Source organism: Beggiatoa leptomitoformis (assembly GCF_001305575.3).
Classification (GTDB): Bacteria; Pseudomonadota; Gammaproteobacteria; order Beggiatoales; family Beggiatoaceae; genus Beggiatoa; species Beggiatoa leptomitoformis.
In genome coordinates, this window is the sequence record NZ_CP012373.2 from 136,679 (window position 1) to 159,157 (window position 22,479).

Annotated in this window: 17 protein-coding genes and 1 pseudogene; 11 read left to right on the forward strand and 7 right to left on the reverse strand. The window is 41.0% G+C overall.

Annotated elements, in window-relative coordinates:
• Positions 1 to 11: 11 nt before the first annotated feature.
• The gene (gene metH / locus AL038_RS00650; RefSeq protein ID WP_062147518.1) at positions 12 to 3,716 is read right to left on the reverse strand and encodes a methionine synthase; all 3,705 of its coding nucleotides are present in this window, start codon (positions 3,714 to 3,716) and stop codon (positions 12 to 14) included.
• Positions 3,717 to 4,248: 532 nt separating this feature from the next.
• Here metH and AL038_RS00655 point away from each other — a divergent pair.
• The 7 genes from AL038_RS00655 to AL038_RS00685 all read left to right on the forward strand — a co-directional run bounded on the left by AL038_RS00655 (position 4,249) and on the right by AL038_RS00685 (position 9,678).
• A protein-coding gene (locus tag AL038_RS00655) for an IS5 family transposase (RefSeq protein ID WP_101539186.1) occupies positions 4,249 to 4,997 on the forward strand; the annotation gives its coding sequence in 2 pieces (ribosomal slippage) (positions 4,249 to 4,663 and positions 4,663 to 4,997; 750 coding nt in all).
• A gap of 208 nt (positions 4,998 to 5,205) precedes the next feature.
• Positions 5,206 to 6,165, forward strand: coding sequence for an arsenosugar biosynthesis radical SAM (seleno)protein ArsS (gene arsS / locus AL038_RS00660; RefSeq protein ID WP_062147521.1), 960 nt, complete (start codon positions 5,206 to 5,208; stop codon positions 6,163 to 6,165).
• Positions 6,162 to 6,842 (forward strand): TIGR04283 family arsenosugar biosynthesis glycosyltransferase, encoded by a 681-nt coding sequence (locus AL038_RS00665; protein WP_062147525.1) that lies wholly within the window; start codon positions 6,162 to 6,164, stop codon positions 6,840 to 6,842. Before arsS ends, AL038_RS00665 begins: the two co-directional genes overlap by 4 nt.
• A complete protein-coding gene (locus tag AL038_RS00670) occupies positions 6,832 to 7,458 on the forward strand; it encodes a TIGR04282 family arsenosugar biosynthesis glycosyltransferase (RefSeq protein WP_066246082.1) in 627 nt (208 codons plus the stop codon). The genes AL038_RS00665 and AL038_RS00670 overlap by 11 nt, the downstream gene beginning before the upstream one ends.
• Before the next feature lie 10 nt (positions 7,459 to 7,468).
• Entirely contained in the window at positions 7,469 to 8,239 is a 771-nt protein-coding gene (locus AL038_RS00675) for an ABC transporter permease (RefSeq protein WP_062147531.1), read from the forward strand.
• On the forward strand, positions 8,236 to 8,970 hold the full coding sequence (locus tag AL038_RS00680; protein ID WP_062147534.1) for a hypothetical protein: 735 nt from the start codon (positions 8,236 to 8,238) through the stop codon (positions 8,968 to 8,970). The genes AL038_RS00675 and AL038_RS00680 overlap by 4 nt, the downstream gene beginning before the upstream one ends.
• Before the next feature lie 57 nt (positions 8,971 to 9,027).
• A complete protein-coding gene (locus AL038_RS00685; RefSeq protein ID WP_062147536.1) occupies positions 9,028 to 9,678 on the forward strand; it encodes a type II secretion system protein in 651 nt (216 codons plus the stop codon).
• 190 nt (positions 9,679 to 9,868) lie between these two features.
• On the opposite strand, the gene AL038_RS00690 is transcribed toward AL038_RS00685, so the two are convergent.
• Positions 9,869 to 10,189: a hypothetical protein gene (locus AL038_RS00690; protein WP_062147540.1), complete on the reverse strand. Its 321-nt coding sequence runs from the start codon at positions 10,187 to 10,189 to the stop codon at positions 9,869 to 9,871.
• Between the two features lie 275 nt (positions 10,190 to 10,464).
• Between AL038_RS00690 and AL038_RS00695 the strand changes: the two genes are divergently transcribed.
• The 4 genes from AL038_RS00695 to AL038_RS00710 all read left to right on the forward strand — a co-directional run bounded on the left by AL038_RS00695 (position 10,465) and on the right by AL038_RS00710 (position 16,146).
• A complete protein-coding gene (locus AL038_RS00695; RefSeq protein ID WP_062147543.1) occupies positions 10,465 to 11,910 on the forward strand; it encodes a TrkH family potassium uptake protein in 1,446 nt (481 codons plus the stop codon).
• A 67-nt stretch (positions 11,911 to 11,977) separates the two neighbouring features.
• A complete protein-coding gene (gene amt / locus AL038_RS00700; RefSeq protein ID WP_062147547.1) occupies positions 11,978 to 15,355 on the forward strand; it encodes an ammonium transporter in 3,378 nt (1,125 codons plus the stop codon).
• Between the two features lie 179 nt (positions 15,356 to 15,534).
• Positions 15,535 to 15,939, forward strand: coding sequence for an acyl-CoA thioesterase (locus AL038_RS00705; protein WP_062147550.1), 405 nt, complete (start codon positions 15,535 to 15,537; stop codon positions 15,937 to 15,939).
• Between the two features lie 6 nt (positions 15,940 to 15,945).
• Positions 15,946 to 16,146, forward strand: a complete 201-nt coding sequence (locus AL038_RS00710) for a hypothetical protein (RefSeq protein ID WP_062147553.1) — start codon at positions 15,946 to 15,948, stop codon at positions 16,144 to 16,146.
• A 139-nt stretch (positions 16,147 to 16,285) separates the two neighbouring features.
• Here AL038_RS00710 and AL038_RS00715 read toward each other — a convergent pair whose 3' ends face one another.
• The 5 genes and pseudogenes from AL038_RS00715 to hfq all read right to left on the reverse strand — a co-directional run.
• Positions 16,286 to 17,026, reverse strand: a complete 741-nt coding sequence (locus tag AL038_RS00715; protein ID WP_062147556.1) for a PepSY domain-containing protein — start codon at positions 17,024 to 17,026, stop codon at positions 16,286 to 16,288.
• A 126-nt stretch (positions 17,027 to 17,152) separates the two neighbouring features.
• The gene (locus tag AL038_RS00720; protein ID WP_062147559.1) at positions 17,153 to 17,833 is read right to left on the reverse strand and encodes a Fe2+-dependent dioxygenase; all 681 of its coding nucleotides are present in this window, start codon (positions 17,831 to 17,833) and stop codon (positions 17,153 to 17,155) included.
• A gap of 93 nt (positions 17,834 to 17,926) precedes the next feature.
• Complete coding sequence (locus AL038_RS00725; RefSeq protein ID WP_062147561.1) at positions 17,927 to 20,056, reverse strand: TonB-dependent receptor; 2,130 nt, start codon at positions 20,054 to 20,056, stop codon at positions 17,927 to 17,929.
• A 317-nt stretch (positions 20,057 to 20,373) separates the two neighbouring features.
• A complete protein-coding gene (gene radA / locus AL038_RS00730) occupies positions 20,374 to 21,780 on the reverse strand; it encodes a DNA repair protein RadA (protein WP_062147564.1) in 1,407 nt (468 codons plus the stop codon).
• A 165-nt stretch (positions 21,781 to 21,945) separates the two neighbouring features.
• Positions 21,946 to 22,134 (reverse strand): annotated as a pseudogene (gene hfq / locus AL038_RS00735) (RNA chaperone Hfq); the annotation flags it as partial.
• Positions 22,135 to 22,479: the final 345 nt, after the last annotated feature.

Here is a 22,479-nt window from a genome sequence, read left to right on the forward strand (position 1 = left end):
TATTTTTTACCCTATTGTCGCTCATATCCTAAATTTGGCGACAACCATTTTTCCGCAACTTCTATGCTCATCCCTTTACGCTTTGCATAATCAATCACTTGGTCACGTTCAATTTTACCTACGCCAAAATAGCGCGCATCAGGATGCGAAAAATACCAACCTGATACCGCTGCTGTAGGAAACATGGCAAAACTTTCGGTGATTTGTAAGCCAATATTATCCGTAGGTTGCAACAAATCCCATAATGTTGCTTTTTCCGTGTGGTCAGGACAAGCAGGATAACCGGGGGCAGGGCGAATACCTTGATAATTTTCTTTTATCAACTCAGCATTACTAAAGTTTTCTGTTGGTGCATATCCCCAGAAAATTTTGCGCACTTGTTCATGCAAATGTTCGGCAAAGGCTTCCGCTAAACGGTCAGCAAGGGCTTTTAAAAGAATACTGTTGTAATCATCGTGCGCTGCTTCAAAACGTTTCGTGTGTTCATCAATGCCTATGCCTGCGGTGACAGCAAACGCACCTATATAATCCGACAAGCCCGTTGTTTTTGGCGCGACATAATCGCTCAAACACAAATTCGGACGGTCGGCTGTTTTTGCCATTTGTTGCCGTAAATGATGTAAAACTGTTTTTACTTCAGTTCGTTGTTCATCAGCATATAGCTCTATATCATCCTCATTCACACTATTAGCAGGGAAAAAACCTAACACTGCACTGGCAGATAACCATTTTTCAGCAATCAATTGGTCAAGCATCACTTGTGCATCAGCATAAAGTTTACGCGCTTCGTCACCTACAACCGCATCATCAAAAATGGTGGGATAATGCCCTGCTAATTCCCAAGCACGAAAAAAGGGTGTCCAATCAATGCGTTCACGTAAAGTTGCTAACGGATAATTTTCAAATACCCGCACGCCTAAAAAGCTAGGTTTTGGCGGTTGATAATTCGCCCAATCACCTTGCCATTTATTGGCTCGCGCAGCAGATAAACTGGATTTTTGCCGTTGATTTTGTTGATTAGCGCGATTTTCTCGAATTGTCGCGTATTCTGTCCGTATCGTATTGGCATAATGGGTTTTTAAATCGGGTGAAAGCAAACTTTGTGCAACCCCTACCGCCCGCGATGCATCAGGGACATAAACCACAGGATGTGAATAAGCGGGTTCAATTTTAACCGCTGTATGCACTTTAGAAGTGGTTGCGCCACCAATTAATAAAGGTAATTCAAACCCTTGACGTTGCATTTCTTTTGCAACATGCACCATTTCATCTAACGATGGAGTGATTAAGCCTGATAAACCGATGATGTCACACTGCTCATCACGCGCTGTTTGCAAAATCTTTTCTGCGGAAACCATCACGCCCAAATCAACGACTTCAAAATTATTACATTGCAAGACAACGCCGACAATATTTTTGCCAATATCATGCACATCCCCTTTTACTGTCGCCATGAGAATTTTGCCGTTATTGCCCATTTTATCGCCTGCGGCTTTTTCCGCTTCAATATAAGGCATTAAATACGCAACCGCTTTTTTCATGACTCGTGCCGATTTAACGACTTGTGGCAAAAACATTTTACCTTCGCCGAATAAATCACCAACAACATTCATCCCATTCATTAAAGGTTCTTCAATAACTTGTAATGGTCGGGTGTATTGTTGGCGTGCTTCCTCAGTATCAACTTCAATAAAATCAGTAATTCCTTTGACTAAGGCATGTTCCAACCGTTTACCAACAGGCAATGTGCGCCATGTTAAATCTTGTTGATTTTCCTGAACACTGCTACCGCCTTTATATTTATCCGCGATTTCTAACAAGCGTTCAGTTGAATCAGCACGACGATTGAGTACCACATCCTCAACTCGCTCGCGCAGTTCGCTGGGTAAATCTTCATAAATGGCCAACTGCCCTGCATTGACAATTCCCATCGATAAACCCGCTTTAATCGCATGATAGAGAAAAACGGAATGTATCGCTTCACGGACAGGATTATTGCCCCGAAACGAGAAAGAAACGTTAGAAACACCGCCAGAAATCAGGGCGTGTGGCAAGGTTGCAGTAATCACTTTCGCCGCTTCAATAAAATCTACGGCGTAATTATTATGTTCTTCAATCCCTGTGGCAACGGCGAAAATATTTGGGTCAAAAATAATGTCTTCAGCAGGAAAACCAACTACTTGTGTAAGTAGCTCATAAGAACGGGTACAAATTTCAACTTTCCGTGCAAATGTATCGGCTTGTCCGACAGCATCAAAAGCCATAACCACAACCGCAGCACCATAACGACGCACGAGTTTTGCTTGCTCGATAAACTTTGCCTCGCCCTCTTTCATGCTAATCGAGTTGACAATCCCCTTGCCTTGAATACATTTTAGGGCGGCTTCTAAAATATCCCATTTAGAAGAGTCCAACATAATGGGAACGCGGGCAATATCAGGCTCTGAGGCTAATAAATTTAAAAACTTAACCATTACCGCTTTAGAATCTAACAAGCCCTCATCCATATTGATGTCGATAACTTGTGCACCATTTTCTACCTGTTGGCGGGCAACCTCTAATGCGGCTTCGTAATTTTCTTCTTTAATTAATCGCTTGAATTGTGCCGAGCCTGTGACGTTTGTCCGTTCGCCAACATTGACGAATAGCGAATCGGCGGTAATGTTAAACGGTTCTAGTCCTGCGAGACGGCAGGCGGGCGGAATATCAGGCACAACGCGGGGCGGGTAGCGGTGCAGCGCGTCGTAGATTGCCTTGATATGTGGGGGCGTTGTGCCACAGCACCCACCGATAATATTTAAAAAACCACTTTTTGCCCAATCTTCAATCTCTGTTGCCATGACTTCGGGCGATTCGTCATATTCACCAAATTCGTTAGGTAGCCCTGCATTTGGATGTGCAGACACATAGGTATTTGCAATTCTGGATAATTCTTCGACATATTGGCGTAATTGTTTCGCCCCTAATGCGCAGTTTAAGCCGATGGATATTGGCTGGACATGGCGTAATGAATTCCAAAAGGCTTCCGTGACTTGTCCTGATAATGTCCGCCCTGATGCGTCAGTAATCGTGCCTGAAATCATCACGGGTAAACGGATATTTTTCTCATCAAAATATTTTTCTACAGAGAAAATTGCTGCTTTTGCGTTTAAGGTATCAAAAACAGTTTCTATGAGTAAAATATCCGCGCCACCATTGACTAAACCATCAATTGCTTCGTAATAATTCTCGACTAAATCATCAAAGTGGACATTACGATAGGCGGGGTCATTAACATCGGGTGAAATGGATGCCGTGCGACTGGTTGGGCCTAAAACGCCAGAGACAAAGCGCGGTTTGTCAGGGTTTTGTGCGGTTATTTCATCAGCAACGTCGCGAGCGAGTGCAGCGGCGGCGTAGTTTAGTTCGTACACCAACGCTTGCATGTCATAATCCGCCATAGAAATGCGCGTGCTATTAAAGGTATTTGTTTCAAGAATATCGGCACCCGCTTCTAAATATTGGCGATGAATTTCACGAATAATCTGCGGTTGCGTTAGCACTAATAAATCATTATTACCTTTGACATCTGTGTGCCATGTCGCAAAGCGTGTTCCGCGATAATCGGCTTCTTGAAGTTTATAGCGTTGAATCATCGTACCCATTGCGCCATCTAGGAATAAAAGACGTTGCTTTAAAAGGGTTTGGAAAAGCTGTGCGCGTTCTGTACTAAACATTGTGACAAATCTCAGTCGGCTTAAAGGAGTTATAAGGATAGGAAATTATTTGAACTTTACCTATATTCATTTTTATTAGTTATTGAATTTAAAAATAAATTCTATTTTTATTTATCTTATGAAGTAAGTTAGGGTTCAAATCGTGGGTGTCATTATACAAAGTATTAAGCGGCTTAATAGAAAAGAGAAAACAACTATTATTAGGATGGTATGACTGGAAACTGACCTATTTTAACCTGAGTTCGGGATAAGAAATTCTCGTTCCCACGCTGGAGCATGGGAACGAGATAAACCAATTAAATTTATTAATTTTTCCCTATTTCTTATCCCGAACTCAGGTTATTTTAAGGGGGTTCTTCATATATCTGTTATTGTCTTTTCTTTTGTATCTTCTGCTATATCTATTGTCAATATAAACAGTTCTCAAAATGAGGGGGAAAGCCTAATTTAAGCGTTTACTTAGAGCGTGTCATCAAATAGTAAAAAGTGTTATATTATAAATATATACCCAGATATCGCCAAGGATAAAACAATGAGTCGTCGCTATGCCTTAACCGATGAACAATGGTCAAAACTAGAACCGCTACTCCCTGGACGTAAAGGACATGTCGGGATGACGGCTAAAGATAACCGCTTGTTTATTGATGCTGTTCTATTCCGTTATCGCAGTGGCATTCCTTGGCGCGACCTCCCCGAACGCTTTGGTGATTTCCGTGTCGTCCATACCCGCTTCAGTCGTTGGTCTAAAAAAGGTGTCTGGGAACGTGTTTTCAAGATACTAAGTGCCGATGCCGATAATGAATATGCCATGATAGACAGCACAATAGTTAGAGCGCATCAACATAGTAGTGGTGGTGGTGCAGATGAAGCCATTGGACGTAGCGCAGGGGGTTTAAGTACCAAGATTAACTCCGTTGTTGACGCACTGGGCAATCCGACCCTTTTTTTTTGACTGCGGGACAGGCAAGCGACCTTGAAGGGGCTGATGCTCTTATTCCTCAGATAAAGGCAAACGCTTTATTGGCTGATAAGGCTTATGATGCTGATGAACGGGTTAGAGATGTTTTAAAACAGAAAAGCATAGAACCTGTGATTCCGTTCAGGAAAAATCGTTTAAATCCACCTGATTATGATAAAGCTCTTTATAAGGCACGTTATTTAATCGAGCATTTCTTTGGTAAATTAAAGCAATATCGTGCAATAGCTACACGATATGATAAACGCGCTAGGAATTTCTTAAGTGGGGTTTATTTGGCTTCTACCTTGATTCTTTTGGCTTGAACCTTTAACCCTTCTTATTTGATGACAGGCTCTAACCACTTGCAAAAATATTTGAAGTGGTGCTATCGGTTTTAAAGATTGTCTGAATTAAAGTTTTTAGTATTTCCAGCATTAAAAAGTAAAGTATCGTTCTTTCAAAATGCAGGTAATTCTGATTCAGCTAAAAAATGGCTTGTTATCTACGCAACTCTGTAAAAGGTTTTATTTTATGCTCGCAACATTACCACATTTACAAAAAACGGATTTTCCCGCTATTTCTCGCCAAGAATTAACAACGGTACAAATTAATCTGGGTTATGTTTGTAATCAACAATGTATTCATTGTCATGTAAATGCAAGCCCAACGCGCAAGGAAAGCATGACACGGGAAACCGCTGAAGATGTTCTCCGCTATTTACAGGCTTCTGATGCGTCCGTTTTGGATATGACGGGGGGCGCGCCTGAACTAAATCCCTGTTTTCGCTGGTTGGTAACAGAGGCACGACAATTAGGCATAAAAGTAATAGACCGCTGTAATTTAACCGTTTTATTTGAACCGCAACAGACCGATTTAGCTGCATTTTTAGCCGAACAACAAGTTGAAATTATTGCTTCTTTACCTTGTTATTCAATAGATAATGTGGATAAACAACGTGGAAAGGGGACATTTAAAAAAAGCATTGAAGGATTACAACAGCTTAATGCATTAGGTTATGGAAAAGCGGGGTCGGCATTACATTTGCACTTGGTCTTTAACCCGCAAGCAGCGAGTTTACCACCGCCTCAAAAAACCTTAGAAGCAGATTATAAAAAAGTGTTAAGTGCAGAATATAATGTTGTATTTAATCAGCTTTATACTTTATGTAATATGCCCATTCAGCGGTTTGGCAGTGCGTTATTATCTAATGGACAATTTACAACTTATATGCAACTTCTACGACAGGCTTTTCAGGTGGAAAATTTGGCACAGGTGATGTGTCGTCAACTGTTAAGCATAGATTGGCAAGGTTATGTTTATGATTGTGATTTTAACCAGATGTTAGGGTTGCCTTTGTTAGTGGAAGGAAAAAAGCAACATATTCGGGATTTATTGGGGATTAATTTAAATAATAATCCAATTGTTATCGCAGACCATTGTTACGGCTGTACGGCTGGTCAGGGTAGTAGTTGTGGGGGTGCGCTATCTTGAGTAAATTATCTATCATCATTCCTACGTTAAATGAACAAGCCTGTATTGTCGCAACTTTGCAGCCGTTGCAATCGTTGCGTGTAGCAGGACATGAAATCATTTTAGTGGATGGTGATAGTCAGGATGATACTCGCAAACTCGCCGCGCCATTTGTTGATACCTTATTGATTACAAAAAGAGGACGTGCGTATCAAATGAATTTTGGCGCACACTTTGCCCATCATGACATTTTGGTGTTTCTTCATGCGGATACGCAGTTACCTAATATGGCAGATAGGTTGATACTGCAAGGTTTAATACAAAAAAGGCGATTATGGGGGCGGTTTAATGTGCGTTTGTCAGGACGGGGGTTTTTATTGTGGGTCATTGCGTGGCTGATGAATTGGCGTTCTTGTTTAACGGGTATCGCAACAGGAGACCAAGCTATTTTTGTTTATAAAACTGTTTTTCAACAGGTAAATGGCTTTCCTGAACAGCCATTAATGGAGGATATTGTATTAAGTAAACGGTTAAAAAATTGTAGTTCCCCTCTTTGCTTAACCGCAAAAGTGATAACATCCAGTCGTCGTTGGGAAAAATATGGTATTTTACGCACGATTTTTTTAATGTGGTATTTGCGTGTCGCCTATCGCTTGGGGAAAAGTCCGCAATTGTTAAAAAAGTATTATGATGAATAAACTACAAATTTTTACTAAAGCCCCCATTGCAGGCTTTGTTAAAACCCGTTTAACCCCGCCTTATTCACCTGATGAAGCTGTTCAATTACATAAGCGATTGATACAAAATTGTTTATGTCAATTTACACCACATTTCTCTGTAGAATTATGGTGTGCGCCAGATACACAACATCCTTTTTTTCAACATTGCCAACAGCAATACGCACTCAATTTGCGCATCCAACAGGGGCAAACATTGGGCGAGCGAATGTTTAACGCCTTAAAAAGTAATTTACCCGCAATAACGGTTTTAATTGGAACAGATAGCCCTAGTTTACAGGTTGATGATATAAATAAGGCATTTAATGTGTTAGAACAAGGTTATCCGATAGTATTTGCCCCAGCAGAAGATGGGGGGTATGCGTTGGTGGGGCTACGTGATGCGCCGATTGATGTCTTTACAGCAATGCGTTGGAGTCATGCAGAGGTGATGGCTGATACACGCATACGTTTGCGTCATTTACAACGGGAGTGGTATGAATTACCGCTACAATGGGATGTTGACAGACCTGAAGATGTGAAAAGATGGCAACAATGTTCTGTACCCGCGTATTTTTCTCATCCTACTTTTGATTAATCGATTTAACATGCGCTCACCGATATTAACACTGGCTTATTATGTCCTGATTGAGGCTTTACGGACGCGATTTTTTATCGTCATTTTATTGCTGTTTAGCATAGGCTTAGGAATAACTTTATTTTTAGGACAAATTACTTTAATAGAAACAGAGGCGAATCAAAGCAGTATTTTAGCGGCATTTTTTCGTTTGAGTGCAGTGTATTTATTAAGTTTGTTTGTCATTACTAGTATGGTGCGTGAATTTAATGACCATAGCATCAGTTTGTTCTTGTCTTTACCATTATCACGTACACATTATTTTTTAGGTAAGTTTCTTGGCTTTTGTTTAACCGCTTGTATTACTGCGTTATTATTTGGAATGCTTCTTTTATTTTATGCGGATTACCAACAAGTTATTTTTTGGACAGGGTCATTATTTTGCGAACTACTGATAATCAGCACTGTTTCGCTGTTATTTGTGCTGAGTTTCAACAACACGGTGCAAGCCTTTAGTGCGGTACTTGCCTTTTATTTACTCGCTCGTAGCATTAATACCTTGCAAATAATGAGTTTAGGCGTTTTATATAGTGCAGACACTTTTAATGACCAATTTGTTCGCGGATTTATCCAGTTATTAGCGTTATTACTGCCTGATTTAGAAAAATTCACTCAATCCGCATGGCTTATTTACCACACAGGCACATTGATGCAATTTCTTCTATTATTAGAACAAACACTGATTTATGTTTTCCTTTTAGTCATGGCTAGTTTGTTTGATTTATACCGAAAAAACTTATGAAACAGCTTGTTCGCCCGCTGAATGCAGTACCGCCATTTGTTATTGTGCTGTTATTTGTTAGTGTGTTGTTGCAATTCTCTTATGCCTTCCGCCCTGCCGCCAGTTTTACGCCGCAAGCATTACCTCAACCACCAGATATAAATCTATTAAAAATAAGCAGTTTTGGCGATGAAATCGTCACCGCTAAATTGTTGATGCTCTGGTTACAAAGTTTTAACGCGCAAAAAGGGCGGTTTTTGGTAAATCAATCTCTCAATTATGACACCTTACTTGCATGGTTGACGATTATTCTGGACTTAGATGCTTCTGCCAGTTATCCGCTCTTTTCCGCTAGTCATCTATACACGGATGTTGCAGACCCACACAAACAGCGAAGAATGCTAGAATTTGTTTATACGCAGTTTTTTGTAAATCCTGCTCAGCGTTGGCGTTGGTTGGCATACGTAACGGTAATAGCGAAACATCGTTTAAAAGAATTGCCGCTCGCGCTTAAGTATGCCCAAGCTATTTCACGTTATGTTGATGTTAATACGCCACAATGGACGCGAGAAATGGAGGTCTTCATTTTAGAAGACATGGGGGAATGGGAAAAAGCATATACAGTGATTGAGCGGTTATTTGCACAACATGAATTGGTAGAACCCGCTGATGTTCAGTTTTTTCAGCATGAATTGCATGAGTTAGAAATAAAAATCCAAAGAAAAAAAATAGGCGTAAGCAATGAACAGTAACGATTTTATAGTAATATCGTTTATCATTGCCTAATTGATAAAATTGAGGTTTTAATAATGAAACGGCAACAGTCTGGCTTTACATTGGTTGAAATAGCAATTGTTTTAGTAATTATTGGCTTGCTGATTGGTGGTGTACTGAAAGGACAAGAAATTATCACTAATGCGCGGGTTGTGAATATAGAAAATTCATTCAATGGTATTTCTGCGGCAATCTTTAGTTATCAGGATAGATATAGGGCATTACCGGGAGATGATGCAAAAGCGAATATACGTTTTCCTGCTTTCGCTAGTGCTTCTGGTACAGTTATCGGCAGTGGAAATGGAATTATTGAAGGACAGTTTAAAAGCACCACAGATACAGATGAGTCAAGATTGTTTTGGTTACATTTACGTAACGCAGGATTAGTACCGGGTGCGGTCAGTCCTTCAGACCTCAATTCTTTTGAACAGCCAACAAATCCTTACGGGGGAAAAATTGGCGTTTCTAGTGACCCAACTGTTGCATCAACAAAACCAGCGAATATTACAGGTATGTATGTAGGATTTGCTGTTATTCCCGGTAAAATCGCGCAAATTCTAGAAACTCGTGCGGATGATACAGTACCTGATACGGGTAGTGTTCAGGCCCTTAAGAATTCGGATGATAGTGCTGTTACAACCAAATATGACCCCTTAGAAATTTATGATGTATTCTTAACATTGTAGTTTTTAAGCCTATCTTAAAAAAAAGCGCGAACCTGTCGCGCTTTTTTTATTTAAAGATTGTCTGAATCAGGATTTTCAGAATTACCAGAATTTTCAGAATTAAAAAGATTAATTAAACAATTTTCTTTTAATTGTTTTTAATTTTGGTAATTCTGAAAATCCTGATTCAGACAATCTTTTCAATCTTTACTCAAACAACAATATCCAGATGAATCGCTACAATATCAAGTAATTGTTCAAATGTTACATTTTCTTTTGCATCGATAATGCCGCGTGTATTTACATCGGGTAATTCTGGAAAAAGTAAATGTACGCCATATTTATCAGGTTCTTGCCCATGTGTGTAAATATACGCGACTAAACTTGGATCACCCCGTTTACATAATCCAACCGCTGATAAATCTGTTTGCCAACGCTCACTAATATCAAATGCTTCTTTGCCTAATTGGCTGGTCAACATAATTAATAGTTTTTTAATGTCTTCTGTCTTATTCACTGCCCAAATATTCATTCTCTTATCTCGTAAACAACACTGGACTAGACCTGCTAACCTATAGGCTTATAGCGGTGCTTAGCAATTATTTATTTAAAACGCATTCTTAGCCAATAAATGTAACGTTATTCGCCTCATTTATAATAGGTAAGCACATTATACGAGTGAATCCGTCCTGACAGTGTTGTAAGTTAAATGCACAAATCAATACAATAACCCCACTGTAAAGCATAAAACTTCTTTATCACAACAGTTCAAACCATTTTTCTCTCCCACGAGTCTTACTGTATCCCATGCAATATTCTCTTATTCAACGCATTCTCGGCTTATTGTTGATGGCGTTTAGCGTCACCCTTATTCCGCCCATGTTCGTATCGCTGTGGTATGGCGATGACAGTTTGCACGCTTTTACGATTTCGTTTGTAGTTATGTTGGCATTAGGCATTATTAGTTGGTTACCAGTGCGCCATGTTAAAAAAGAATTGTATCTCCATGATGGCTTTATTATTACTTCGCTATTTTGGATAGTCTTGAGTATTGTCAGTGCTGTCCCTTTTTTAATCTCGCCCCGCTTAGATATTGCACAAGCGGTATTTGAAGCGGTTTCTGGTTTTACTACGACGGGCGCAACGGTTATTTTAGGTTTAGATTATCTCCCACAGTCCATTCTTTATTATCGCCAACAACTGCAATGGATTGGAGGCTTAGGGGTTATCGTGTTCGCGGTTGCGGTGTTGCCCATGTTAGGGATTGGGGGAATGCAACTTTATCGCGCAGAAACACCGGGACCGTTGCACGATGATAAAATCACCCCTCGGTTACAACATACCGTTTGGCGGTTTCTTTTAACCTACTGCATTATCACGCTCGCCTGTACCTTGGCTTTTTGGGCGGGGGGAATGTCATTATTTGATGCGGTTGGTCATAGTTACTCGACAGTTTCTACAGGCGGATTTTCCACTCATGATGACAGTCTTAAATACTTTCATAGCCCATTACTTGAAGTGATTGCTATCTTTTTTATGCTACTGGGTAGCCTTAGTTTTACCCTGCATTACATGTCATGGGTACAAATGGACTTAAAACGTTATTGGCGGGATATTCAAACCCGAGTCTTTTTTTATATCGTGATTGTTTTAACGGGTATTATTACGATAACCCTTTGGTTAAAAGAAATATATCCCGATTTTTTAACCAGCTTAAGATATGCCAGTTTTCAATTGGTTTCTATTATGACAACCACAGGGTTTTTAACCGATGATTTTAGTCAATGGCCCTTGTTTGTACCTGCACTTATTATACTTAGCACCTTTATTGGCGGATGTGTCGGTTCAACGGCCGGGGGATTTCGTGTTATTCGCCTCATTATTATCTACAAACAAGCAATGCGTGGATTAATGCGCATGATACATCCGAGTGCTATTTTTACCATTAAATTGGACGGAAAATCAGTGCCTGATAGTGTGTTGCAAACAGTTTGGGAGTTTACTCTGTGGTTTATCGCCAGTTATGTCATCCTTTCCTTTTTACTCATGGCTACAGGTGTAGAAATGGTCACGGCATTTTCTGCTGTTGCCTCCTGTTTTAATATGGCGGGTCCGGGCTTGGGTAAAGTTGTCTTTATTTACACCAGTATCAGCGATACAGGCTTATGGATTCTTAGCTTTGCCATGTTATTAGGTCGGTTAGAAATTTTCCCGTTATTGGTTTTAATGACCCCCGCTTTTTGGCGTAGATAATGAATAATTTTCCCCTAGAAAGTCACTCGTAAAAATAGCTGTGGACAATATACACTTATATCTTAATATGTTATGGGTTTGCGTAAGCGCGTTTTTAGTGTTCTTGATGCAAGCGGGTTTTCTATGCCTAGAATCAGGACTGACGCGCAGCAAAAACACCATTAATGTTGCTTTTAAAAATCTTGCCGATTTTTCCATTGCCGTGATTTTATACTGGATGTTTGGCTTTGCCCTGATGTTTGGAACAAGTTTTTACGGTTGGGTTGGCAATAGTCATTTTTTTCTTGCCGTACAAACAGAAAGCGCATGGACAACCACTTTTTTTATTTTTGAAGTCATGTTCTGCGCGACAGCAACCACCATCTTATCAGGCGCGGTGGCCGAACGTTTTCGCTTAGTGGCTTACCTCTTTGTAACGGCCTTTAGTTCTGGGCTTATTTACCCATTGTTTGGACATTGGGCATGGGGGGGCGCATTACTAGGAACACAAGGCTGGTTACAAGCACGCGGGTTTATCGATTTTGCGGGTTCTAGTGTTGTACATAGCGTTGGTGGCTGGGTTTCCCTTGCTGCATTATTAGTGATTGGCGCGCGCACAGGGCGTTTTCTCAATGGGCAAGTCAGTCGTGTCAATGGTTCAAATCTCCCCCTTTCTATGCTTGGACTCTGTTTATTACTCTTTGGTTGGTTTGGATTTAATGGCGGTAGCACACTGGCTTTAAATGATGCAGTGCCTGCTATTATTGCCAATACACTGCTGAGTGGGATTGCAGGTTCGCTCACTACATCCGCAATTGGCTGGTATCGGGATGGTTATGCAGAAGTGAGCCACCTCATTAATGGCATGTTAGCAGGATTGGTGGCCATTACCGCAGGCTGTCACGCTGTTAGCATTGCTGATGCAGTGTTGATTGGTGCTGTTGGCGGTATAGTCTTTCTACTGGCCGACAATTTATTACTCCGTTTAAAAATTGACGATGCGGTTGGTGCTGTACCAACACATTTAGCAGCAGGTATTTGGGGAACGCTCGCCGTTGGAATATTGGGTGACTTAAGCATTCTCGATACAGGGCTAAGTCGCTTTGAACAAATTAGCATCCAACTCTTGGGCATACTCGTCTGCGCACTTTGGTCATTTGGTAGTGCTTACTTTTTTCTAAGCACGCTTAATCGGTTTTTTCCCCTCCGTGTGAGTTTTGAAGATGAAGAAAAAGGCTTAAATCTATCAGAACATGGGGCAAAAACAGATTTAATCGACCTTTTAACTATCATGCAATCTCATGAAAAAAAAGGTTATGTTGGTAATCATGTACCCGCAGAACCGTTTACTGAGGTTGGACAAATTGCCCGTCAATATAACCGTGTGATGACAGCCCTAGACAAAGCAACAGCGCAATTACGTTTGATTATTAATGATATACGCGATGGTGTTGTTACTTTTAATCGCAATGGAGTTATCACCAGCTTTAACACGGGTGCGGAACAACTCTTTGGTTATTCAGCAAATACCATTATCGGGCGTTCTGTTGCTATCTTATGGTTACGTGAAGACCCGCATTTTTTAACCAATGTTTACGAAATGACGTTGCCTGTTGGTTCAAAAAGAGAAATTACCGCCAAACGTCAAGACCAAACTGTCTTTATGGTAGAACTCACCGTTACACAAAGCTGGTTACAACGCGAAGTTATATACACGACATTGATACGTGATATTACCGAGCGCAAACGGATGGAAGAACAACTTTCCGCTGAAAAAGAATTAGCACAAACAACGCTTGCTTCTATAGGCGATGCCGTTATTACAACCGATTCTACAGGCAAAATTACCTATTTAAATCCCGTTGCGGAAACCTTGACAGGGTGGGAACAAAACGAAGTTGTCGGACAAAATATTAGCCTTGTTTACCACCTTATTGATGAAATTACACGTAATAGCCTACAAACACCTGCCCAACGCCTAAATCAAAATAATATTACCAGCAAAACGAATCATGCCATCCTCATCCGTCGTGATGGACATGAAGTCGCACTAGAAGATTCCGTCGCGCCTATTCGCAATCAACAAGGCGTGATGATGGGGATGGTTGTTGTATTTCATGATGTTACTAAAAGCCGCAAACTTGCCCAACAACTTTCGTATCAAGCCAAACACGATGCATTAACAGGACTAGTCAACCGCACAGAATTCGAACAACGCCTACACTATTTGTTAGAAAACTCCGAACAAGAGCGCGCGCGTCATGTTTTATGCTATATGGACTTAGATAACTTTAAAATTGTTAATGATACCTGTGGACACGTTGCTGGAGATGAATTGCTACGACAAATCACGGCGTTATTTAAAACCCGTGTACGCGGTACGGACACCCTTGCACGATTGGGCGGGGATGAATTTGGCGTTTTGTTTCAAAATTGCGGGATAGAGCAGGCAGAAAATGTTGCAGAACAGTTGCGCGAAGCAGTGCAAAAGTTTCGCTTTATCTGGAATAATCAAAATTTTGGCGTTGGGGTCAGTATTGGATTGGTGGAACTAACAGGGAATGGGGAAACCCTAGCGAGCTTACAAGCCGCTGCTGATACCGCTTGTTACATCGCAAAAGATACAGGACGTAATCGAATTCATGTTTTTCAACAAGATGACTTACAAGGGAAAGAGCAGCCTGAGCCTGTGCAATGGTTACATCGGATTGAACACGCCTTACAAGCTGATCGGTTACGTTTACTCTTTCAATCACTGTGTCCGTTACGTAAAGAATTAGATGATAATACAGGTTATTATGAAATTTTCGTTAGTTTATTAGACAATAATAATCGCTTAATTCCACCGGGTGCTTTTATTCCTGCGGCAGAACGTTACAACATTATGCCCTTAATTGACCGTTGGGTTGTGCGTAACACATTGGCGTGGTTAGGTGATTATATCCGTCAAGGTAAACATCCGATACATCTGTGTATGGTGAATTTATCTGTAACGGCTGTTGGTGATGAGGATTTTTTAAAATTGGTTGCCGAACTGATGAGTAAACACCAAATCCCGCCCAATATTCTATGCTTTGAAGTAGGGGAATCGATATTAATTGCGAATATTGCTAAGTCTGCGCAATTTATCCATGCTTTACATGCCATGGGTTGTTATTTTTCTGTAGATGATTTTGGTCGAGGTTTGTCTTCTTTTTCCTATTTTAAAGAATTACATGTCGATTATTTAAAAATTGATGGTGCATTTGTTAAAGACATTGCAAAAGAAGAAATTGATTACGCACTAGTTGCCTCTATCAATCACATAGCGCATATCATGGGATTTCAAACGATTGCAGAATTTGTTGAAAACGAGGGCGTTTTAAGCAAATTGCGGGAAATTGGCGTGGATTTCGCGCAGGGCTACCATGTTGCCGAACCTAAACCGTTAGAACAATTGGCTGGTGTTTGGATGATGCCACGTTAGCAAAGGTAATACAGATACTACCGCTTAAAGTGGTGTTGTTTGTTTACTTAATTTTTTAAAAATGATAGCAAACAAGCCATTAAAGTGATTTAAATTTAAGCTTAGCAGTCCTGACAGGACGGCTAATCCTTCATATCATTTCATAGTGCGTTTACTATAACTACCAGTAGAGTATTAACATGAATCAACCGCAAAACACACCTCCTGCAAACGATGCGTTAAATTTTCGGACTATCGCGATGCCTGCCGACACGAATTATAACGGTGATGTTTTCGGTGGTTGGTTACTCGCGCAGATGGACATTGCAGGCGGAAATTATGCGTTTCAACATGCAAAAGGACGGGTTGCAACGGTTGGAATAGAAGCCATGAGTTTCCACTTACCTGTTTATGTCGGGGATGAGGTGAGTTGTTATTGTCATACCTTACGCACGGGCAATACGTCCATTACAGTGCATATAGAAACATGGGTTAGACGACTTAAAGATAATCAAGTTGTGAAAGTGACGGAAGGTAATTTTATCTTTGTGGCGTTGGATGATAAAGGTAAAAAACGGCAAATTCCTAGCCAGTTAGCGGAGTAAATAAATATGAATGAAGACCTTATTGAAAAAAGACAGATTATTTTAGCTGCCCGCCAAGCCGCACACAGTGGGCTAAAAGCCAGTGCAAACCCGTATCCTGTTGATACAGAAAACTATATGACATGGCAACATTTTTATACGATGGCGCAGAATGCAGGTTCGATGCAATGTTTATATGCGGCTGAGTATGAGGCTTCAGCCTATTAATGGATTAATTATCTGAATCAGGATGTTTGTGAATAATATGGTTAATCCTGATTCAGCGGTTCTGTTACCAACAAATGCGTTGGTAGTGTTAAATAGGGGAAACCGTTTTCAGCTTGACGGTTTTATCACTACCCGTTGTTTATCCTTGTCGTTTTGATAATAAGCGGCGTAATTGTCCGCGCCACCATAAATAAAAACCTGTGCCAATTAAAAATAGAAAAATCGCGGCAATCACATCTCCCCATACCCATTCTGCATCATGTCCTACAATCGCACTACCTGTGTGTAAATCACGAATAAACCGTGCAACGCTAATTTCACCGCTTTGGTTTTCGCTAGGCGGAAGTTTGGCAAGTATGGGGCTAAATTCTTTTACCGCTGTCCAATTCTTCCCTTCATCTTGGCTGGTTTGTAAGGCTTTACCACGTAAAGCGAGATAAAGTTGATTATTTGCAACAAACGCATTGAGAATAAAACCGCGTGGACTAATGCGTTTCCACTCGCCTACTTGTTCTATCCATAAGCCTTGTTGGGTTAAAACGATGATTTTTTCCGCTAGTGGTAGTAATGCACGTATTTCTTGCCCTGCAAACGCAGGAATCAATTGCACCGTGTCGCCTATTTGACGAACTAAACCGCCGCGTGTGCCTATCCATGCGCCATCTGCAACAGGAATAAAAATGCGTATATCTGCTTGTGGGTCGTCGCGTGGGGCTTCACGATAAGCAGGTAGCCAACCAACATTTATCATGATGTCCCGAAAACCAAGGGCTTGTCCGTGATAGATAAAAATGGCACTGAGGGCGACGATGAGAAAAGGGATTGCTAAGACGATAGATAACCAAGCATGCCATGTACGCGCATTAAATTTTAATCGCATGAAAATTGCCTTTATAAATAGGAATAAATTAAAAAACTAGACTAGTAACCCTGTTGCAAAAGTAGTATGGATACCACCGTTTTAAACAATATGGTTTATGCTTTTGCAAAAAATAATGGTGTTGTGTTATACATCTGCCCACATTCTTAAAAGATTGTGATAACAGCCCGTGAGTTGTACCCGAGCGGTTTCATCGCTATTCGTTTGGTTTAGGCGTTGAATAGCCGTATCCATGTCGAACAACATCGCACGTTGTGCATCATCACGTATCATGCTTTGAATCCAAAAAAATGAGGCAATGCGTGCGCCACGGGTGACTGTAGCAACACGGTGTAAACTGGTTGATGGGTAAACAACCATATCTCCTGCCGCAAGTTTTACCGCGTTTACACCATAAGTATCTTCTATGAGTAACTCACCACCCTCGTATTCATCGGGGTTTGCCAGAAATAAGGTAGCCGATACGTCAGTGCGAATTTTTAGTGCATTATGAGGCAGTAGGCGTACAGCATTGTCGATGTGGTTGCCAAAATACATGCCTTCGGTATAACAGTTAAACATGGGTGGATAAACACGTAATGGCAATGCAGCACTGATAAACAGAGGATTGCGCTCAATTGCCGCAAGCACTAATTCGCCAAGCTCTTGCGCGATGGGGGAGTTTTCAGGAAGTTGGTGATTATTTTTAACATGATAGCCTTGATAGCCCGCCGTAACGCGTCCGTCAATCCAACCTGTGATAGCAAGGCGTTCTCGACAGTATTGCACCTGTTCTGCGGTGAGAACTGTTGGGATAGATAACAGCATAATGGTAAGTGAAATAGATAGTAATGAGATTTATAAAATGCTTTCCACCGTTTACAAGATGGAAAGCGGTTTACATTTTTGTCGTCAGTTCAGTTAGAAACGATATGAGACGCTTAAAATACCCGTTCTGCCTTCCACAGGCACAGCCCGCCCTGATGAAGCGGTTTCAAAGTATTCTTCATCTGTTAGATTTTGCAGATTAAAACGAATGTCATATTCTGGCTGATGATACGCTAAGGTCGCATCAAAACGGGTATAGCCATCAATCGTTGCTGTGTTGGCGTTATTCACAAAACGGTCGGCTGAGTAAATCAAACCGCCACCCGCTTCCCAATCGCCCAGAAAGCGGTAGGTTGTCCATAAAGAAGCGGTATGTTTTGGCGTGTTTTGTAACTTTTTACCTTGTATGGGGACGTTACTTTGCACATCATTGGATTTGGTAATTTCACTGTCTAAGAAGGTGTAACCCGAGAAAACTTGCCAGTTAGCGGTAATACGTCCTGTTACGCCTAATTCAAAGCCTTGTACGCGGTTTTCACCATCTAAAATTTGTAAATCACTGTTGAGCGGGTCTGTCGTGCGTGCGTTGGTCTTATCAACACGGAATAATGCACCGTTTAAGGACAAGCCACCGTCGAGTAAATCTAATTTACCGCCCAATTCCATAGAGCGGTTTTTTTCAGGGTCTAGATTTTTGTTTGCATCGCTCAATGTCATTGCTTCAGCAGAAGGATTGAATGAAGTACCGTATGAGGCATAATAGGATTGAAAATCAGATGGTTGATAAATAACGCCAATGCGTCCACTGGTCATCTTATCAGTCCGCGACCGTTGTGTGTCCACCCCTGCTGCGGTGCGACTTAAGCTATCCACCGCATAACGGTCCCACCGTAACCCAGCGGTTACTTTCCATTCTTTGGTTAATTCTAGTTGGTCATTTAGATACAGAGCAAAGGTATCGCCTTCACTATCCGTGTATGTGCCTAAAGTCCGTGTCGCTGTATCAGGTGTGGACTGATAAAAAGGATTGGCCGCATTGGTGGAGGGTAATCCTGTCCATGTATAACCCTGATTTTCATAATTATCGCGCCCAACTTCAACACCTGTGGTCACTGTATGACGCATTCCTGCCGTTTCAAATCGGGCGATTAAATCAGTTTGGTTATAAAGGGAAGAATCATCAATTTCGCGGTCACGACGACTACGGGTAATGGTGACATCTTCTAACGGTGTAGCTGCTGTTACGCTGGCAGAATTTGCAATTGAAACAGGAGTGGGTGATGCATCAATACGCGAGCTGTTGTATTGAATTTGGCTACGAATTTGAAAGGTTGTGGACAATTGATGCTCTAAACGAACCGAGAGAATATCGCTATCTTGGTCATAGTTATCATCAGTCAAGCCATAAAAATTATTGGTTGATACATCAATGGGTGTACCGTTAATTAATGGAAAACCATAATCTGGAATATCGCTACGCCGTTGATGAACAGAGGAAATAGTTAATTCTGTGGGTGTACCAATCCCAAAGCGGATAGAGGGTGCAATGCCAAATCGTTCCGATTCGGTAATATCGCGCGTGGAGTTATTGCTATGTGCTAAGCCTGCAATACGAAAGGCAGCCGTAGGAGAAATGGCTTGATTAATGTCTAATGTAGTACGGTAATAGTCATCTGTGCCAATACTAACGCCAAATTCATTACTTGATGTTAGATTTGCCACTTTGCTAACTTGATTAATAACCCCACCTGTAGAACCCCGTCCAAATTGCATAGATGAAGGCCCTTTTAACACCTCGACCGCTTCTAAAAAAAAGGTTTCTCTGGAAACTTGAGAACGGTCACGAAATCCGTCTAAAAATATATCAGTACGCGCCGAAAAGCCGCGTAAATTGATATTATCCCCAATGACTCCCCCCTCACCTGCGGATAAAGTAATTCCCGGTACATTCCGCAGAGCCTCTGTTAAATCTGTCGCCCCTTGTGCTTCCATAACGGCTTTATTAATCACAGTGACTGACTGTGGCACATCCCGCAATAACATGGGTACTTTGCCGCCGACCGTGGTTTTAGTCGGCGCATAATCATCATCATTCGTTGTGGTTGCTTGTACTTTAACTTCAGGTAAGGTTGTCACGTCGTCTTGTGCAAAAGCAGACCAAGCTAAAGGAGCCGTTGCAGCAGTTAATAAAGCAGCAACAAGGGGAGTGCGTCTTGAATACATCAAAAATCCTCTTAAAAATCAGCAAGTATATAATTTATCTCTAAAAACTATGATTTTATATTTTTGTTATGGCTATTTATATAAACATAAAGGCGAATGATAATCAATATCATTTAATTTTTATAAGAATAGCCATAAGATGGGGTAAGTCTCTTAGTAAACAGGGAAAAATTATTTTTGCTTAGACTTAAGTTATTTAAAAATAATAAGTTATAAATTTATGACACCAACATAACGAGGAGAATAGCTGAGTTTCTCCTTGCTGTTGATAGTGAGGGAATATTAAGTGATTAAGGATATTCCTTATAAACGTTTATCTACACGCTATATAAGGCATCGACTAAGCGAATCACGGGAATCACTTCTATATCGGGTAATATTTCTTTTGGTGCATTTGCCTTAGGAACAATAGCTCTTTTAAATCCATGCTTTGCTGCTTCACGTAAGCGTTCTAAACCGTTTGGTACAGGACGAATTTCACCTGCTAATCCAACTTCACCAAATACGACTAACTCTTTAGATAAGGGCACATTTTTTAAACTGGATAAAATTGCCAACAATACGGCTAAATCCGCACCTGTTTCACTTACCCGTACACCGCCAACAACATTTACAAATACATCTTGGTCATACGTTACTACGCCACCATGACGACTTAAGACAGCCAACAACATGGCTAAACGATTTTGATCTAATCCCAACGTTACACGGCGCGGATTAGGCATGTGTGATGTATCAACCAGTGCTTGCACCTCTACTAACATCGGGCGACTGCCTTCTCGTGTGACCATAATCACACTGCCCGCAACCTCTTCTTCATGACGCGATAAAAAAATGGCTGATGGGTTGCTAACTTCTTTTAACCCTCTATCAGTCATTGAAAAAATACCCAACTCATTAACCGCACCAAAGCGGTTTTTAATCGCACGAATAACCCGAAAACGGCTATCACTCTCGCCCTCAAAATATAATACGGTGTCAACCATGTGTTCTAATACACGCGGGCCCGCCAATGCCCCCTCTTTAGTAACATGTCCAACAAGGAAAATAGCGGTATTACTTTGTTTTGCAAACCGCACTAATTGAGCAGCACTTTCACGTACTTGTGCAACAGAACCTGGTGCAGATTGTAAAACATCGGTATAAACCGTTTGAATCGAATCGATAACCATAATCTTGGGTTGTTCGGTTTTTGCAATCTGCAAAATTCGCTCGATATGCGTTTCAGTTAATAGTTTAATTCTGTTAACATTTAACCCCAAGCGTTGCGCCCGTAAACTGACTTGTTGAGGGGATTCCTCACCCGTTACATACAAAGGCATATTGCCATCATGGGCTTTATGTTTTTTAGATTGTGCTGTGTCAGGTTGATGTATCTGGCTCATTTCTGCCAGTGTTTGCAATAATAACGTGGATTTACCAATACCGGGGTCGCCCCCTATTAGCACCACTGAACCACTGACCAATCCCCCCCCTAAAACACGGTCTAATTCTGCAAGTCCACTTAACATCCGTGTTTCTTCTTGCACTTCAATCGCGTCTAACATCAAGATTGCTTGTGGTTGTGTGCCTGCATAACCGCTTAATCGCCGATTTTTAGCGGTTTCTTCCAATACAGTTTCTTCAAGGCTATTCCATGCGTGACAGTCTGGACATTGTCCTAACCATTTTGAAGCAATAGCACCACAGGCTTTACAGGTGTAAGCAGTTTTTATTTTGGACATGGGAGATTTAGGAAGAATTGAGCAGCCCTTACTTTGGTTGACAGTGAAGGGCTAAAAAGAAAGTGTGATTACAGCCAGCAAAACACTACCCTATCGTTATGAATGATGAGGGGGTTTGTCATCAACTGCATGTTGCGGTGGAGTTGCATGTGGAGTTGCATGTTGTGGTGAAATCGTTGAAATAGCATGTTTATACACAACTTGGCTAGCGGTATGTGTATCATTTTCTAACACAATGCAATACCTATCGTATGTATTAATCCGACCACTTAAACGGATGCCATTTGTGAGATAAATGGATACCATCACTTTACCATCACACAAGGCCTTTAATAATCCATCCTGTAATTGCATGCTTTTGTCTTGATTATTGTTTGTCATAGTCTAGCAATGTTCCTGTCACATTTTTGCAAAATCGCCAATTTATAGTATGTCCCGCATCTATGTTCTTTTTGGGCAGAACGCGATCCCTGTCTCTACGTTCTGCCTTTTTTCTACGCTGTTCCCGTTTTTACATTAGTTGCTAGTTCTCATTATATACGTTGTGGCGTGAATAATCAGTGACACGGTACTGCCACGTTATTTTTTAATAATTCTGGAAATTCTATCAATTCTGAAAATTCTGGTTCAGACAATCTTTAGTTTTGTACGTAAAAAGACAAACAATGGTTCATGCCTAAAAACGCTGATGCAAACAAT